This window comes from Longimicrobium sp., assembly GCF_036399255.1.
Classification (GTDB): domain Bacteria; phylum Gemmatimonadota; class Gemmatimonadetes; order Longimicrobiales; family Longimicrobiaceae; genus Longimicrobium.
This window is the reverse complement of record NZ_DASWNM010000099.1, coordinates 93,543-109,716: the sequence shown is the minus strand read 5'-3', so window position 1 is coordinate 109,716 and position 16,174 is coordinate 93,543. Positions and strand designations below refer to the sequence as shown.

General features: G+C 71.9%; 8 protein-coding genes. 6 read left to right on the top strand and 2 right to left on the bottom strand.

All coding sequences use genetic code 11. The features are described 5' to 3' along the window. Positions 1 to 487: 487 nt before the first annotated feature. The gene (locus tag VGC13_RS18470; RefSeq protein WP_331126753.1) at positions 488 to 1,762 is read right to left on the bottom strand and encodes a hypothetical protein; all 1,275 of its coding nucleotides are present in this window, start codon (positions 1,760 to 1,762) and stop codon (positions 488 to 490) included. A gap of 386 nt (positions 1,763 to 2,148) precedes the next feature. Here VGC13_RS18470 and VGC13_RS18465 point away from each other — a divergent pair, with 386 nt between their 5' ends. The 6 genes from VGC13_RS18465 (at position 2,149) to rhaD (ending at position 14,996) form a co-directional block, all read left to right on the top strand. Then, entirely contained in the window at positions 2,149 to 2,574 is a 426-nt protein-coding gene (locus VGC13_RS18465) for a hypothetical protein (protein ID WP_331126752.1), read from the top strand. Positions 2,575 to 2,659: 85 nt separating this feature from the next. Then, entirely contained in the window at positions 2,660 to 8,404 is a 5,745-nt protein-coding gene (locus VGC13_RS18460) for an MG2 domain-containing protein (RefSeq protein ID WP_331126751.1), read from the top strand. Then, on the top strand, positions 8,401 to 10,638 hold the full coding sequence (gene pbpC / locus VGC13_RS18455) for a penicillin-binding protein 1C (RefSeq protein ID WP_331126750.1): 2,238 nt from the start codon (positions 8,401 to 8,403) through the stop codon (positions 10,636 to 10,638). The genes VGC13_RS18460 and pbpC overlap by 4 nt, the downstream gene beginning before the upstream one ends. A 729-nt stretch (positions 10,639 to 11,367) precedes the next feature. Then, positions 11,368 to 11,583, top strand: coding sequence for a hypothetical protein (locus VGC13_RS18450; protein ID WP_331126749.1), 216 nt, complete (start codon positions 11,368 to 11,370; stop codon positions 11,581 to 11,583). Positions 11,584 to 11,791: 208 nt separating this feature from the next. Continuing rightward, positions 11,792 to 12,898, top strand: a complete 1,107-nt coding sequence (gene mtnA, locus VGC13_RS18445; RefSeq protein WP_331126748.1) for an S-methyl-5-thioribose-1-phosphate isomerase — start codon at positions 11,792 to 11,794, stop codon at positions 12,896 to 12,898. Positions 12,899 to 12,926: 28 nt separating this feature from the next. Further along, positions 12,927 to 14,996 carry a bifunctional rhamnulose-1-phosphate aldolase/short-chain dehydrogenase gene (gene rhaD, locus VGC13_RS18440; RefSeq protein WP_331126747.1) on the top strand — a complete coding sequence of 690 codons (2,070 nt, stop codon included), beginning with the start codon at positions 12,927 to 12,929 and terminating at the stop codon, positions 14,994 to 14,996. A 378-nt stretch (positions 14,997 to 15,374) separates the two neighbouring features. Here rhaD and upp read toward each other — a convergent pair whose 3' ends face one another. Beyond that, a complete protein-coding gene (gene upp / locus VGC13_RS18435) occupies positions 15,375 to 16,016 on the bottom strand; it encodes a uracil phosphoribosyltransferase (RefSeq protein ID WP_331126746.1) in 642 nt (213 codons plus the stop codon). Positions 16,017 to 16,174 lie beyond the last annotated feature (158 nt).

Below are 16,174 nucleotides of genomic sequence, written 5' to 3'. Positions count from 1 at the left end.
AAGGTAAAGTCAGAGCCCGGGTCGCCCCGGGCGTGAGTTCGTGTCGTTTCATGCCTCCAGCGTACAGGCCGCCATTCCGCGTGAAAAGACCCTAAATCTGGCGGCTGGCACGTAGACCCCAAAACTGACATCTGTCAGCTAGACCCCGAATCTGGCACTTCATGTATGGGTACTCTACTTTTGTCCACATCCCGCAGCCACTCCGGTTGCGGGGAACACATGCTAAGGTGAGGCTAACCCATGAAGAATTGCATTGCGGCCCTGTTGGCGGTAATCCTATTGGCGGGCTGTGAATCAGCGCCTACAACGAGCGCTGAAACCGCATCACCTTCAATGGACGGGGGCGTGATTTTCGGATCCGGAAATCGCTCCGGCTCGGATGCGACGGGTACTGGCACCTCCACGACTTCGACAACTCCGGGAAACACTGACGCCATCACGCAAGATGGGCGTGGTGGCGTCATTTTCGGATCCGGAAACTGAGAACCTATCTTCTTCTAGCGGGCCTCCAGGTGGGGCCCCGCCACCGCCGCACTCTCGACACCACATCTGGGAAAATGCCACGAAGTACGGCGGTGGTTGGGTCCTGTTCAGGCGCTTCGGGAACTCCCGCGTTGCGCAGTCTGATATCACGTCCCACCCTGGCCGCGAGTTCTTCGGATAGTGTGTCACCCCGCGCTCTCGTAGTCGCCTCAGCGATAAGAGACTGCGCGAGCTCCAAATCGCGTAGCAAATGCGCTCCGGCCGCAGCATAGGCGAATGAGGCTGCACTGGCCTCGCGGTACAGGTCCGCCATCTCGAGGATGTGATGGAGCGCTGCATCGAAAGTATTCTGCTCTCCAGCGCCGCCCGATGCAAAGGCGACCAGCCCCCAGACCTGCAAACTGTCCACCGGTGCGGTCAGGTGCCCCTGCACTACATGCAGCAGCTCCAGCGCCATCCCATAGAGTCCGCGTCTCGTCAGGAGCAACGCCAGGTCGGCCGCGAAGTAGGGTACCCGCCGGGCGTGGACAGGATAGATCCTGGCCGCACGTCGAATAAGTATTGCCGCACGGCTCAGGTCTTCCTGTAAGTAGGCTAAGGTGAACGCATCGTGCATCGCTTCCGCACCCGCCTCTCGGTGCCCGCTCTTCCGAGCCGAGATTCCGGCGCGCTTGATCCACTTCAACGCCCGGTCATATTCGCCGTGGTCGCGAAAGATGTTTCCGTAGCCCAGGTGTCCCTTCACGTATTGGAGAACGTCGCCGTGCCGGCGAGCTAACCCGAACCCTCTTTCATACCAAAGCTCGGCCCTGGCTCGCTCCCCAGCTCGCCGGCACGCCCGGCCTGCGCGGTTCGCCAGCTCCGCGTCATCTGGAACCAGCCGTGCCGCCACCTCCGCGAACGCCACGGCCGCCACGAAGTGCGAGTGATCCTCCGCCCACTCCGCTATCATTCGGCAGGCGCGCGCAAGTTCGCGTTCAGAGAACGCCTGAGGTTTGCGTGGCAGACTGAAGAGAATGTGCAGCGCATCCCGGATCTCGGGGTGGCCAGGTATCTCCAGAGCCGGGCTTCGTGTGACATCAAACAGTTGGCTCCGGACATGTGCGGGAGCATCAGCGAAGAGCCGCACGTTGTATAAAGCAAGAAGGAGCTCACGCCCAACCTCCCCGTCCACTTCACGCAAAATGGTGAGGTCGTCTATGGGCCAGTTGGGCGGCGCAGCGACGCTCCACTGGCCGCTCCGCCTTTTCTTCGCCTGTGCCGGCTGCAAGGACAGCATGATACAATGGTGAACGGAGTACGTACGCTATCGGACAGTCTACTTCCTCGTTCCGAATTGCGCCATCGCGAGATATAGACAGAGTAGCCGCCACACGCAGACCGGCCTGCTGCAAAGATTTGATGGCGCGACCAGTGGTGCGAAAGTCCCCAAAACTGGGAGATCGCAAGTGGACCCCAACTCTGGTATTTGCGGTGTTGGCACCACCCGACGCGCACGTTTATCGTGTCCTTACGGCGTTGGGGCGCCGTGGTTGGTCCCGTGGGATGAGGAAAAGCGCGGGTCTGGCGGACGGTCGCCAGGCCCGCGTTTTCTCGACTCGGCGGGAGAGGAGGCGGGTAGCCTGAGGCGAACCCGGTTACGAGAGGCGAGTACGGATGGAGCGATTGAAGATCGAGCAGCTGCGGGCCGAAGTGAGGCAGGCGATCCGCGACTCCAGCGCGCGGGCGGTGGCGCGCGATCTCGAGATGTCGCCAACCGGGCTGTTGAAGTTCGTGGGCAATCCGGGCAGCACCCTGTACGGAAAGACGCTCAAAAAGCTCATCGGGTGGCGCGAGCGCCGGGCATCGCGCGGCCTCACCGCGCCCGATGCCTCACTGGTCGCCCCCGCCGTCGGGATACTCACCCGCGAGATCGAGCGAGACCTGGGGAAGGATGAGGCGAGACGGGTAAGGACGGAAATTGCAGACGTTCTGAAGGCCGCATACGCGGATCGTGAAGGCGTTGATGCGGCGGCGAACGCAGCGCTGGGGAACGAGGAGAGCCCCGCCCGGCCGGTCCGGGCGAGTGCGTCGGTTCGTCTTCATCCCTGAAGTTTTCTGTTTGATCCCCGCCGCGCCGCATTATCTTGTGGGGTGTGCAGGCCCCGGCCGTCCCACCTTTCCGTTCCGCCCCCACATGCTTCGCGTCTCCACCGCGCTGGTCGCGCTCGTCGGCTTTACGGGCGCATTCGTCCTGAGCGCCGAACCTTCCACGCAGTCCCCGCCCGTGCTCGGCGTCCTGCGCACGGCGCCCGAGGCCGTGGCACAGCCGGAGGCCCTGGTCACCGTCACCTTCGACCGCCCCGTCGCGGGCGGGCTGGACGAGACGGTGGACGCGGAGGCGCTCTTCCGCATCGACCCCGCCGTGGAGGGCCGCGCGGAGTGGCGCGACCCGGTGACGCTGCGCTTTACCCCCGCCGCGCCGCTGCGACCGGGCACCACCTACACCGTCACCGTCGACGACGCGTTCGCGGCCATGGACGGCGCCCGCCTGCCGCGCCCGCACCGCTTCTCGTTCCGCGTGGAAAAGGCGCGCGTGCTGACCGGCTGGCCCGTGGGCCCGCACAGCGCGCCCCGCTTCCTGACGCGGGAGCTCCGCTTCTTTCTGCTGATGAGCAGCGGCGTGGAGCCCGCCGAGCTGGCGGGCGTTGCCCGGCTGGCGCTGGACGCGTCGTGCGGCGGCGGGACGGTCGCGCTCCGCGGCGTGGGTGCGCGGCGGATCGGCGGGGACGACCCGGAGTGGGTGCGGTACTTTGGCGTGACGGGCAACGACAGCGCGCGCGACCTGCGCCGCGTGGTGGAGCTTGCCCCCGCGCGCCCGCTGCCGGCCGGGTGCGCGGCGGAGCTGGTGGTGCCGCAGGGGATGGACCCGTCGGAGGACGAGCCGCACGCGTGGGGGTTCTCCACCTACGGGCCGCTCCGCGTGGTGGAAGGCGGATGCCCCAAGAACGGCGGCTGCCACTACGGCCCCGCGGTGCTGCAGTTCTCCACCCCCGTGCGCGGGTCCGAGGTGCTGCGCCACGTCCACCTGGACCGCGACCGGCCCTTCACCGTGCGCGACACCGCCGCGGAGCAGGACCGCTGGGTCCTGGAGGGGCGGCTGCAGCCCCGCCGCGCCTACACCATCACCGTGGATCCCCAGCTGACGGACGTCTTTGGGCAGCGGCTGGGGACGGCGGCGCGCATCGCGTTCACCACGCCCGGCGTGCCGCCCTCCGTGGTCCATCCCCACGGCAAGCTGGTGGTGGAGCGGGACGGATTCCGCACGCTGGCCGTGCAGCACGTGAACGTCGACACGCTCGATGTGGACGTCGTCGCCGTTCCCGACTCACTGGAGGGGCGGCTGCTCAGCCGCGGGTGGGGCGGGTGGAACGAGGCGTGGACGGCGCTGGAGCCCTCCGCCACGCGCCGCCGCATTCCCGTGCGCGGCGAGCGCGACCGCAGCGCCGTCACCGGCGTCGCCCTCCCCGCGCCCGACGCGCGCCAGCGCCCGCGCGGCACCATGATGCTGGTGCAGGTGGGCGGGCGCGGCGTGGACAGCGCCGACGGCCGCCACCCCCTGGCGCTGGTGCAGGTGACCGACCTGGCCGTGCACGCCCGCGTGGGAGTGGACCAGGCCGCCGTCTGGGTGACGGGGGTCAAGGACGGCCGCCCGCGCGGCGGCGTGGACGTGACGCTGCACGACGGCGACGGCCGCGTCCGCGCCACCGGCCGCACCGACCGGCGCGGGGTCGCCACCCTCACGGGCTTCCGGCCCAGCCCGCCCCCGGCCGCGGCACAGGTGTGCGCGGAAGAGGAGGAGTGCGCCTGGACGCCGCCGGTGGAGGGCTACGTGGCCGCGCAACTCGGGGCGGACCGCGCGGTGGTGGGGATCAGCGAGTACGATCCGGACCTGTCGCCCTACCGCTTTGGGCTGTACGGGGCCTGGGGCGAGGAGCGCGCGCCGGGCGTGGGCGCCGTGTTCACCGAGCGCGGCATCTACCGTCCCGGCGAGCCGGTCTACGCCAAGGCCATCGTCCGCCGCGGGCCGCTGGGCTCGCTGGCCCCCCCCGCCCCTGGGGATTCGCTCCGCTGGATCTTTACCGGCCGCGAGGGCGAGCCGCTGCGCGAGCAGACGGTGCCGCTCAGCCGCTTCGGCACGGCGGACCACACCTTCCGCCTGCCCGCGGACGCGGCGCTGGGCGACTACGCGGTGGAGATCCGCATGCGCCGCGACGGCCAGTGGCGGCAGGTGGGCTACGCCCGCTACCAGGTGGCCGAGTACCGCCCGCCGGAGTTCCTGGTGGAGGTGGCGACGGATTCGGCGCCCCGCTTCTCCGGCGACCGCCTGCGCGCCACCGTGGGCGCGCGCTACCTCTTCGGCGCGCCCATGGCCCGCGCCCCCCTCCGCTGGACGGTGCGGCAGACACCCGTCTCGGCGTGGGAGCTCCAGATCCCCGGCACCGAGGGATGGTACCTGGGCGACTCGGGCGAGTGGTGGGAAGATTCGTGGGAGGAGCCGGCGGTCCTCGCCGGAGGGACGGATTCGCTCGACGCGCGCGGCTACCGGGCGCTGGACGTGGCCCTTCCGCCGCTGGAGGACGGCCGCCCCGCCCGCGTGACGGTGCAGGCCGAGGTGGTGGACGCCAACCGGCAGACCGTGGCGGGCGCGACGGGCGTCCTCGTCCACCCGGCGGACTTCTACGTGGGCGCGCGGCCGGAGGGAAGCGGCTACTTCTGGACGGCGGGAATGCCGGTGCGGGTGGGCGTCATCGCCGTGCGCCCCGACGGACGCTCCGTGGCCGGGGTGGCGGTCAGCGGCGCCGTGGTGCGCCGCGAGTGGCACACCGTCCGCCGGGGGCGCGGCGGGGTGGAGGACGAGGTGGGCGAGTGGGTCTCCGACACCGTGGCCACCTGCCGGGTGACCACGGCCGCGCAGCCGGCGGCGTGCGCATTCACCCCGCACGCGGGCGGCGCGTACACCGTCTCCTTCACCGCCACGGACAGCCGGGGGCGGAAGGCGACCACCACCTTCAGCCGCTGGGCCGTGGGCGGCGACTGGGTGCCGTGGAACGACGAGGGCAAGTTCAAGATGGACGTGATCCCCGACCGCGAGCGCTACTCGGTGGGCGACACGGCCACCGTGCTGATCGCCTCGCCGTTCACGGACGCCGAGGCGTGGGTCACGGTGGAGCGCGAGCGGGTGCTGGAGCAGCACCGCATCCGCATCACCTCCGGCACGCACACGCTCCGGATACCCATCACGGAGGCGTTCGCGCCCAACGCCTTCGTCTCCGTCATCGTGGTCCGCGGGCGCAGCGCCCCGCCGGGGACGGTGGACGATCCCGGCCGTCCGACGCTGCGCGTGGGCTACACGGAGCTGCGGGTAACGCCGGAGGTCAAGCGGCTGGCGGTGGAGGTGTCGCCGCTGCAGCCGGAGTACCGGCCGGGCGACAGCGCGCGCATCCGCGTCCGCGTGCGGGATGGCGCCGGGCGCCCGCAGGTGAGCGAGGTGACGCTGTGGGCGGTGGACGAGGGCGTGCTCTCGCTGACCGGCTACCGCACGCCCGATCCGCTGGACCTGCTGTACCAGCCGCGGGGCGTGGGAATGCGGCTGGCCAGCAACCTGGTGGCCGTGGCCCCGCAGGTCCCCGAGGGGCAAAAGGGAACGCGCAACCCCGGCGGCTCCGGCGGGCAGGACCTGACCGGAATCCTCCGCTCCCGCTTCCGGCCCACGGCCTTCTTCATCGGCAGCGTGGTGACGGATGCGAACGGCGAGGCGGTGGTGGCGGGCGGGCTGCCGGACAACGTCACCACCTTCCGGGTGATGGCGGTGGCCGTGACCGCGGGTGACCGCTACGGCGCCGGCAAGTCGCCGCTCCTGTCCACCAAACCGCTCATCGCCCGCCCCGCCCTTCCCCGCTTCCTTCGCGAGGGCGACGAGTTCATGGCGGGGGTGGTGGTCAACCACCGCTTCCCCGGCGGCGTGGACGCGCGGGTGACGGCACAGGCGCGCGGCGTCACCCTCTCCGGCGACGCGGAGCGGGCGTTCTCGCTCCTCGCGGGCCGAGGCGCGGAGGCGCGCTTCCGCTTCGCCGCGCCCGTGGGCGACAGCGCGGTCTTCCGCTTCGGCGTGACGGGAGGCGGCGAGGCGGACGCGGTGGAGGTGCGCGTCCCCATCCGCCCCGCCAACCGCCCGGTGGTGCAGACCTCCGCCGGCGTGCTGCGCGACACCGCCACGGTGGAGTTCATCCTCCCCGCGGAGACCGATCCCGTGCGCTCGTCGCTGGAGCTGGGATTCGGCACCTCGCCGCTGGCGCTGGTGCAGGGCTACAACCGGCGGCTGGAGCTGTATCCGTACGGATGCACCGAGCAGATCTCCAGCCAGGCGCTTCCCCTCATCGCCCTCCACCGTGCCCGCCAGGCGACGGGGGATGCCGCGCCGGGGAATACGCAGGCGCGGATCGAGCTGGTCGTCCGCACGCTGGCGTCGCGGCAGCGCACGGACGGGGGGATCGGGCTGTGGAGCGCGCTGGACTGGACGTCGCCGTTCCTTACCGCGTACGCCGGGCGGGTGATGCTGGAGGCGCGCGGGGCCGGCGTGGAGGTGAGCGACACCGTGCTCAACCGCATGGCCGGCTACCTGGAGCGCGCCCTGGGCGAGCCGGAGGTGCTGCGCGCCGTGCTGGGGCCGGGGCAGCACCGGGTGGACGCGGTGCTGACGGAGCGGCTGGCCGCGGCCGACTTCCTCAGCCGCCTGGGCCGCCCGGACGTCCCGGCGGAAAACCAGCTGCTGGGCCAGGCCGCACGCCTGTCGTGGGAAGACCGCCTGGCGCTGGCCGAGATGCTGGCGCGGCGCGGGGCGGCGGACCCGGCGCGGCGGCTGCTGGCCGCCGCGTGGGAGGGCGTGCAGGTCCGCGGGTCGCGCGCGGTGCTCCCGGAAGCGGCGTACCGGCGCGACTTCTACTTCGCCTCGCACGTGCGCCCCGCCGCGCGGCTGCTGACGGCCACCCTCGCCGTGCAGCCCGGGCACCCCGGCATCGGCGCGCTGGTGGAAACGCTGGTGCAGCAGGGGCGGGCCGAGGCGCGGCTGCCGTGGACCACCCAGGACTACGGCGCCGCCGTCCTGGCCCTGCTGCGCTTCGAAGAGACGCAGCGTGGCGCCCCCGACCGCGTCGTCCGCCTGCAGCACGACGGCCGGACGGTGCTGGAGACGCGCGCCCGCCGCGGCGAGTTTCGCGACACCGTCCCCGGCCTGGCCGGGCTGCTGCGGACGCTGCCGGACGGGCGCCGCGCGCTCCGGCTGACGCTGCAGGCGCCGGGCGAGGGCGTGCCCGTCTACTACGACCTGTCCGTGCGCGAGATCGTCTCGAGGCCGACCCTCACCCCGCTGGACCGCGGCATCGCCGTGGAGCGCTGGTACGAGACGCTGGACACGCGCCGCCCCATCACCAGCGTGGTCGAGGGCCAGGTGGTGCGCGTCCGGCTGCGCATCACCGTCCCCGACGGGCGGCAGATGGTGATCCTGGACGATCCGCTCCCCGCCGGGCTCGAGGCGGTGGACCTGAGCCTGCGCACCGTCAGCCCCTTCCCCGCCGGCGCCTTCGACGAGGGGACGGAGGGGGATGGAGGCGAGGAGGAGGGCGCGGCGCCGGTGTGGTCGTTCGGCAGCTGGGATTCGGGGATGTGGTCCGCGTTCGACCACCGCGAGATCCGCGACGACCGCGTGGTCTACTTTGCCCGCGTGCTGTGGAAGGGGACGTACTCCGCCACCTACCTGGCCCGCGCCACCACCGCCGGCCGCTTTACCATGGCGCCCGCGCACGCGGAAGAGATGTACAACCCCGGCGTGCACGGCCGCAGCGGCGGCGGCGTGTTCACCGTCACCCCCGTGGCGCCGTGACCCGCCGCGCGCGCTGGAAGGCCGCGGCGGGCGTGGTGATCGCCGGGATCCTGGGGACGCTGGGGTGGATCGCGCTCCCCCCGCCGGCGGCGCTCGCCGCGCCCACACCGGTCCCCGCCGTGGCGATGGAGGACCGGGGCGGAATGCCCCTGCGCGCCACCCGCTCGCCGGACGGCAGCCGCGGGGGGTGGACGGCGGTGGGGGAGATGGATCCGCGGCTGGTGCAGGCGTTCCTGGCGGCCGAGGACCACCGCTTCTTCGCCCACGCGGGTGTCGACGCGCGGGCCATCGGCCGGGCCGTGCGCGACAACCTGCGGGGCCGGCGCCGCGCGGGCGCATCCACCCTCACCATGCAGACCGTCCGCCTGCTGCGCCCCCTCCCCCGCAGCTGGGGCGGCAAGGCGCGGCAAGCGCTGTGGGCGCTGCGGCTGGACGCGCACCTCCAAAAGCGCGCCATCCTGGAGCAGTACCTGAACCGCGTTCCCCTGGGGCAGGCCGCCACCGGCGTCTCCCCCGCCGCCGCGCTCTACTTCGGCGCCTCCGCGCGCGAGCTGAGCCTGGGGCAGGCGGCGCTGCTGGCCGGCATCGCCCGCGCCCCCTCGCGCGACAACCCGCTCGTCTCACCGAACCGCGCGCGGGCGCGGCGCGACGTGGTGCTGGGGCGGATGCGCGCGCTGGGGTACGCCACCGCGGACGAAGTGGTCCGCGCCCGCGCCGAGCCCGTCCTCCCCCCGCACCGCGCGACGCCCTTCCTGGCGCCGCACTTCACCACCCACGTGCTGCAGATGGCCGAGGCGGAGGGCCGGGCGATGGACGGCACCTGGCGCACCTCGCTTGACCTGGAGCTGCAGACGCTGCTGGAGGCCGAGGTGCGCCACACCGTGCGCGTATTGGCCGACCGGGGTGCACGCCAGGCGGCCGCGGTGGTGCTCGACAACGCCACCGGCGAGGTGCTGGCCTGGGTGGGCTCGCCGGACTTTGGCGAGCCGGGCGCGGGGCAGGTGGACATGGTGGTCTCGCCGCGCCAGCCGGGGTCCGCCCTCAAGCCCTTCGTGTACGCCCTGGCCTTCGACCGCGGGCACACGGCCGCCACCGTGCTGCCGGACGTGCCGCGCAGCTTTGCCACCAGCCTGGGCCCGTACCGCCCGCAGAACTACGACCGCCGCTTCCGGGGTCCCGTGCGCATGCGCGAGGCGCTGGCCAGTTCGTACAACGTCCCTGCGGTGGAGCTGGCGGACCGGCTGGGGGTGGAGCCGGTGCTGCAGGCGCTGCACCGCGCCGGCTTCGCCTCGCTGTCGCGCGGTGCCTCGCACTACGGGCTGGGGCTGGCGCTGGGCAACGGCGACGTGACGCTGGTGGAGCTGGCCAACGGCTACCGCGCCCTGGCCCGCGGCGGCGAGTGGACGCCCTGGCGCTGGCGCCCCGCCGCCCCCGGCGAGGTGTCGCCGCTGCGGGAGCGGGTGGTCTCGCCCCAGGCCGCGGCGCTGGTGCTGGACGTGCTCTCCGACGCCGACGCCCGCGCGCCTGGTTTCGGCGCCGAGACGCCCTTTGACTTTCCCTTCCCCGCGGCGGCCAAGACGGGGACCAGCCGGCACTTTACCGACAACTGGGCAGTGGGGGTCACGCAGGGGTTCACCGTCGCCGTGTGGGTGGGCAACTTCAGCGGCCGGCCCATGGAGGGGGTCAGCGGGGTTACCGGCGCCGGGCCGCTGCTGTACCGGGCCATGCTGGCCACCGCCGGCCGCTATCCGCCCGGCGCGCTCCCCACGCCGCGCGAGGCGGGGCTGGTGCCGGTGCAGGTGTGCCGCCTCTCCGGCCTGCGCGCCACCCCCGGCTGCGTCTCCACCGTCGAGTGGTTCATCCTTGGCACCGAGCCGTCGCGGACGGACGACTGGGAGCGGGGCGGGCGGATTGCGCTCCCCGAGGAGTACGGCGACTGGGCCGCGGGCGAGCGGGGCCGGCTGGGCGCGGCGGCGTCGCTGGGCGGCGAGGAGCGCTTCCGCATCCTGGCCCCGCGCGACGGCGACCGGTACCAGGTCCCCCTGGGCGTCGACGCCCGCTACGCCACCGTCGCCCTTCGCGCAGCCGGCGCGGACGTCGGCGTGCGCTGGCTGGTGGACGGCCGCGAGCTTTCCCAGCAGCGCTGGCGCCTGGTCCCCGGCCCGCACACCATCCGCGCCATCGCCCCCTCCGGCGAGTGGGACGAGGTCCGCGTCGTCGTGGCGGCGCGGTAGGCTTGGTGGTCAAACGCGTACCGCAGATGTTTGGCACCCACGGCCGCGGAGAATTGATTTCCTGAGAAGGTGTTGCTACCCCCCAAACTCACAAAGAAGCGATGACTTCCTGAGGGAGCGCACCACGTGTAATCCGATTTCAAACAACCGCCTGCGCGCGACCGAAGGACCTACTCCCGGCCTGCAAGGGGCTGGCTCCCAAGCATAGAAGCCAGCCCCTCGGTTCTGCCCGGCGAGATCAACACCACCGTTCGTCGCATAAGCAGGTACGGAGCAGCACCTCCCGGATAGAACCCCCCGCACCACCCGATCTGTCATTCCGAGGGAGCGCACACCCGGCACCCCGTCCAACCACGGGACCCAGCGCGCGACCGAGGAATCTACTGTCCGCCTCCTCGTGACCTGTCGCGACGCCCCGGACCGGCCCTGTCAGGGCGTTTCGTCGCCGCACGCATCGCGCGGGCTGCCGCGTCCACCCTCGCGCGGGCAGACGGTAGATTCCTCGGCCCTGCAACCTGCATCACATTCGTCCAGCGGCGGTGTGGCCGGGCCTCGGAATGACATTCTGGTCTCATCAAGCAGGGGTGCGCGCACCGCTCCGCTCCCCAGCGGACACTCCCTCGCGACATCGCTGACGCCCCTTGCACGGCATCGTTTGCCGCCCTACCGTACGCGCAAGTCCGTCGCACGCGGCGGCGGAAAGTGCTTACCTGATACAACGGAGGGATGATGCGGAAGCTCGTTCACGCGGCCGGGGCCGCGGCGGTTGCGCTGGCGCTGGGATTCGGCGGGCAGCAGGCGCTCGCCAAGCCGGCGCAGGCGCAGATGGTGGCGCCCTCGGCGTGCACCTCCAGCACCTGCGGCACGGCCTGCTTCAAGAAGGGCTACACTCACTGGGCCTGCTGGAACGGCGTCTGTCAGTGCAGCTACGGCCCCACGCCCTGACCGGCTGACGGCCAGCAACGAAACGGGTGGGCGGGCGCAGCGCCCGTCCACCCTTCGCGTTTCCAGGCGCCACGCATCCGCGCAGCTCCCCTGATCCTTCCGCGGGCACTTGCCCCCGCCTCCGCGTGCGGGTAGCGTTCCGCACACGGTCGCGCATCCGCACGCGCGACGCTCGTTAGCATCATCCATCCACGTTCGCCGCAGGATCATGCGCGTCAACGGAACGCCGTACCGCACCGTCTGGATGGAGGGCGGCACGGTGCACCTCATCGACCAGAACCGGCTGCCGTTCGCGTTCGCGCTCGTGGAGTGCGCGGACCACCGGGCGACGGCGGAGGCCATCCGCGACATGACGGTGCGCGGCGCGCCCGCCATCGGCGCGGCGGCGGCGTACGCGCTGGCGCAGGCGTTCGCCGAGGCGCCCGCGGACGACCCGTGGCCGTACGTCCGCGCCGCGCGCGCCTTCATCGAGGCCACGCGGCCCACGGCGCGCGACCTGTTCCACGGCACGGAGCAGGTGTGGAGCGCCGCGGAGGCAGCCACGGGTCCCGCGCTTCGACCAAAGGATTATGAGTCCCCTGCTCTAGCGGGGCTGGACGCGGCACGGGCGCTGGCGGAGGAGAGCGTGGCCTGCTGCCGGCGCATCGGCGAGCACGGCGCGACGCTGGTGCCGGAGGGGGCGCGCGTGCTGACGCACTGCAACGCGGGGTGGCTGGCGACGGTGGACTACGGCACCGCGCTCGCGCCCGTCTACGCGGCGGCGGCCGCGGGAAGGCGCCCGCACGTGTGGGTGGACGAGACGCGTCCGCGCGCGCAGGGTGCGCGCCTGACCGCGTGGGAGCTGGCCGGCGAAGGCATCGCGCACTCCGTGATCGCCGACAACGCGGCGGCGTTCCTGATGAGCCGCGGCGAGGTGGACCTGGTGATCGTGGGCGCCGACCGCATCGCCGCCAACGGCGACGTGGTCAACAAGGTGGGCACGCTGGCCAAGGCCGTGTGTGCCAAGGAGTTCGGCGTCCCCTTCTACGTCGCCGCCCCGCCGTCGACCTTCGACGCCTCCGTCCCCGGCGGCGCGTCCGTCACCATCGAGGAGCGCTCGGAAGACGAGGTGCACTTCCAGTCCGGTCCGGACGACGAGGGGACGATGCGCCGCATCCGCGTGACCTCCCCCGGCTGCTCCGCGCGCAACCCGGCGTTCGACGTGACCCCCGCGCGGCTGGTGACGGCGTACGTCACCGAACTGGGCATATTTCCCGCCGGTGCGCTGCCGGCGGACGTCTTTCCCGCCGCGGCGCCCCGCCCGGCGGCGGTCTGAAATCCCCATCCATCCACCGAATTTCCGAATGGCCTCCGCCACGCCCGCGACCGCATCCATCCCCCTGAGCCCGCCCGCCGCCGAGGACGCGCTGGACGCCTGCGTCCGCTTTTCGCGGATGGTGGGCGCGGACACGTCCCTCGTGCTGCGCGGCGGCGGCAACACCTCGGTCAAGGTGGATGAGCAGGACGTGCTCGGCCGGCAGCTGCGGGTGCTGCGGGTGAAGGGAAGCGGGTCGGACCTGGCGTCCATCAAGCGCTCCGACTTCAGCGGCGTGCGGCTGGACGACGTGCTGCCGCTGTTCGACCGCGGCGACATGACGGACGAGGAGATGGTGGCGTACCTGGCCCGCTGCCTGACCGATCCAGGCTCGCCGCGGCCCTCCATCGAGACGCTGCTGCACGCCTTCATCCCCACCGGCAGCGTCTTTCACTCGCACGCCGACGCGGTGCTGGCGCTGGTCAACACGCCCGATCCCGACGGCGCCTGCGAGGCGGCGTTCGGCGACCGCGTGCTGCGCGTTCCGTATCGCCGCCCCGGCTTTCTGCTGTCGAAGGAGGTGGGCGCGGCGGTGCGGGCGCGGCCGGATGCGCTGGGCCTCATCCTGCTCAACCATGGCGCCGTCACCTGGGGCGCCACGCCGGAAGAGGCGTACGCGCGCCACCTGGAGCTGGTCGCGCTGGCCAAGGCGCACGTGGACGCGCGGGTTACTGAACCGGCGTTCACCGCAGAGCCCCGCTTTCGGCTGGACGAGGATACGCGGCGGCGCGTGGCGGCGGCGTTGGCGCCCGTCATCCGCGGCGCGCTGAGCGGGGAAAAGCACGTGGTGGCGCGCTACACGGATGCGCCGGAGGTGCTGGAGTTCGTGGGATCGGAACGGGCGCGCGCGGCATCCGCGGCGGGCGCGGCGACGCCGGACCACATCCTGACCACCAACCGCCTGCCGCTGTGGGTGGACGTGGACGATCCGGCGGACGTGGACGGCATCGCTCGGGCGTTCGGCGCGGCGCTGGAAGGATGGCGCGCGGACTATCAGGCGTACGTGGCGCGCTGGCGGACGGATGAGCCGGCGCTGGAGGCGGCGCCGCGCATCGTCCTGGTGCCGGGAATCGGGATGTGGACGGTTGGGCGGACGCCGAAGATGGCCGTGCTGGCGCGCGACATCTACCTGCACACCATCGGCATCATGGCCGGCGCGGAGGCGATGGGCGGCTACCGCTCGCTGCCGGAGGGCGAGGGATTCCGCGCCGAGTACTGGCCGCTGGAGCTGTACAAGCTGACCCTCGCGCCGCCCGATCGCGACCTGGCCGGCCGCGTGGCGCTGGTGACCGGCGCCGCCAACGGCCTGGGCCGCGCCATCGCGCTACGGCTGGCGGCGGCGGGCGCACAGGTGGTCGCGACGGACGTGGACGCGGCGGGGATTACGTCCGTCGCGGCGGCCATCGTGGAGCGCGAAGGCGCGGGGGCTGCGCTGGCGTGCCCGCTGGACGTAACGCGGCCCGAGGCGGTGGAGGCGACGATGGAGCGCGCCTGCCTGGAGTACGGCGGCGTAGACGTGATCGTCAGCAACGCCGGCATCGCCCACTGCGCGCCGATCGAGCAGCTGGAGCTGGCGGACTGGGAGCGCAGCCTGGCGGTGAACGCCACCGGCCACTTTCTGGTGACCCGCGCCGCGCTGCGCCACTTCCGGCGGCAGGGGACGGGCGGCGCCATCGTCTTCGTGGCGACCAAGAACGTGACGGCGCCGGGCAAGGACTTCGCGGCGTACAGCGCCTCCAAGGCGGCGGAGGCGCAGCTGGCGCGCGTGGCGGCCATCGAGGGCGGACCGCTCGGCGTGCGGGTGAACATGGTGAACCCCGACGCCATCTTTGGCGGCAGCCACCTGTGGGACGGCATCCGCGACCAGCGCGCCGCCGCCTACGGCGTGGAGCCGGACAAGCTGGAGACCGTCTATCGCGGCCGCACCCTCCTCGGCGTCGAGGTCCGCGCGGAGGACGTGGCCGAGGCGGTCCTCTTCCTTGCCTCCGAGCGCTCGTCACGCACGACGGGGGCGATGCTGGCCGTGGACGGCGGCGTGCGCGAGGCGTTCGTGCGATGAAAAGTGCGTGAGTGCGTGAGTGCGTGAGTGCGGAAGTGTGAGACAGACGATGTTAGGTGCCGCGGGGAACGCCATCCAAGCCCCGCGGCATGAGCGGGTAAACCCGCCGCCGGGAAAGCGATAAGCCCCGCCTCGGCTCGCATGCGCTCGCCGAACGGGGCTTCACCTGGGGATGCCACGGACGCTAATGGGTCGCGGAGCCCCGCGCGGTTTGCGGGGCTTCCGCTTTTCCAGCCGCGGTTCACCCGCCCGGGATCGACGCCCGCCGGCGACGCGCCAGACCCGCCCTTCGCACCGCCTCCATCACCCGCACTTTCGCACTTTCGCACTTTCGCACTCCCGCACTCCCGCACTCCCGCACTCACGCACTCCCCTCCCCTACTTCGTCCCGAACAGCCGGTCGCCGGCGTCACCCAGGCCGGGGAGGATGTAGCCCACGTCGTTCAGCTCGCGGTCCAGCGCGGCGGTGTAGACGTGCACGTCGGGGTGGTCGTCCAGCATGCGCTGCACGCCCTCGGGCGCGGCGACCAGGCACACGAAGCGCACCCGCGAGGCGCCGCTGCGCTTGAGCGACGACGTGGCGGCCGAGGCCGAGCCGCCGGTGGCCAGCATGGGGTCCAGCAAAATGAAGTCGCGCGCCTCGGGCTCCGGCGGAATCTTGAAGTAGTAGTCCACCGGCTGCAGCGTGTCGTGGTCGCGAAACAGCCCGATGTGCCCCACCCGCGCCGACGGAATCAGCCGGATCACCCCCTCCACCATCCCCAATCCCGCGCGCAGGATGGGGACGACGGTGAGCTTCTTTCCGCTCAGCTTCATCTCGGTGGTCCGCTCCAGCGGCGTCTCGATCTCCACCGCCTGCAGCGGAAGGTCCTTGGTGACCTCGTACGCCATCAGCATGGCGATCTCGTCCACCAGCTCCTTGAACTTCTTCTTGGACGTTTCCTTGTCGCGCAGCACCGCCAGCTTGTGGCGAACCAGCGGGTGCCCGATGACGGTCAGGTTGGGAAACTGGTGAGGCACGGCTCCTCCCGGGGATGGACGTTGGCGCGCCAAGGTACGTGCAACGTCGGGGCGTGGTCAACCCGGATGACTGCAGGGGATAGGGTACAGGGTACAGGGGACAGGTTACAGCGGGATGATGAGCGGGATGATGATGGAGGGATTCGGCGCGTCGTCGA

Bases quoted from the DNA above. Each gene is read 5' to 3' on its own strand.
- VGC13_RS18470 (WP_331126753.1), bottom strand. From the start codon at position 1,762: ATGCTGTCCTTGCAGCCGGCACAGGCGAAGAAAAGGCGGAGCGGCCAG.
- VGC13_RS18460 (WP_331126751.1), top strand. From the start codon at position 2,660: ATGCTTCGCGTCTCCACCGCGCTGGTCGCGCTCGTCGGCTTTACGGGC.
- VGC13_RS18450 (WP_331126749.1), top strand. From the start codon at position 11,368: ATGCGGAAGCTCGTTCACGCGGCCGGGGCCGCGGCGGTTGCGCTGGCG.
- mtnA (WP_331126748.1), top strand. From the start codon at position 11,792: ATGCGCGTCAACGGAACGCCGTACCGCACCGTCTGGATGGAGGGCGGC.
- rhaD (WP_331126747.1), top strand. From the start codon at position 12,927: ATGGCCTCCGCCACGCCCGCGACCGCATCCATCCCCCTGAGCCCGCCC.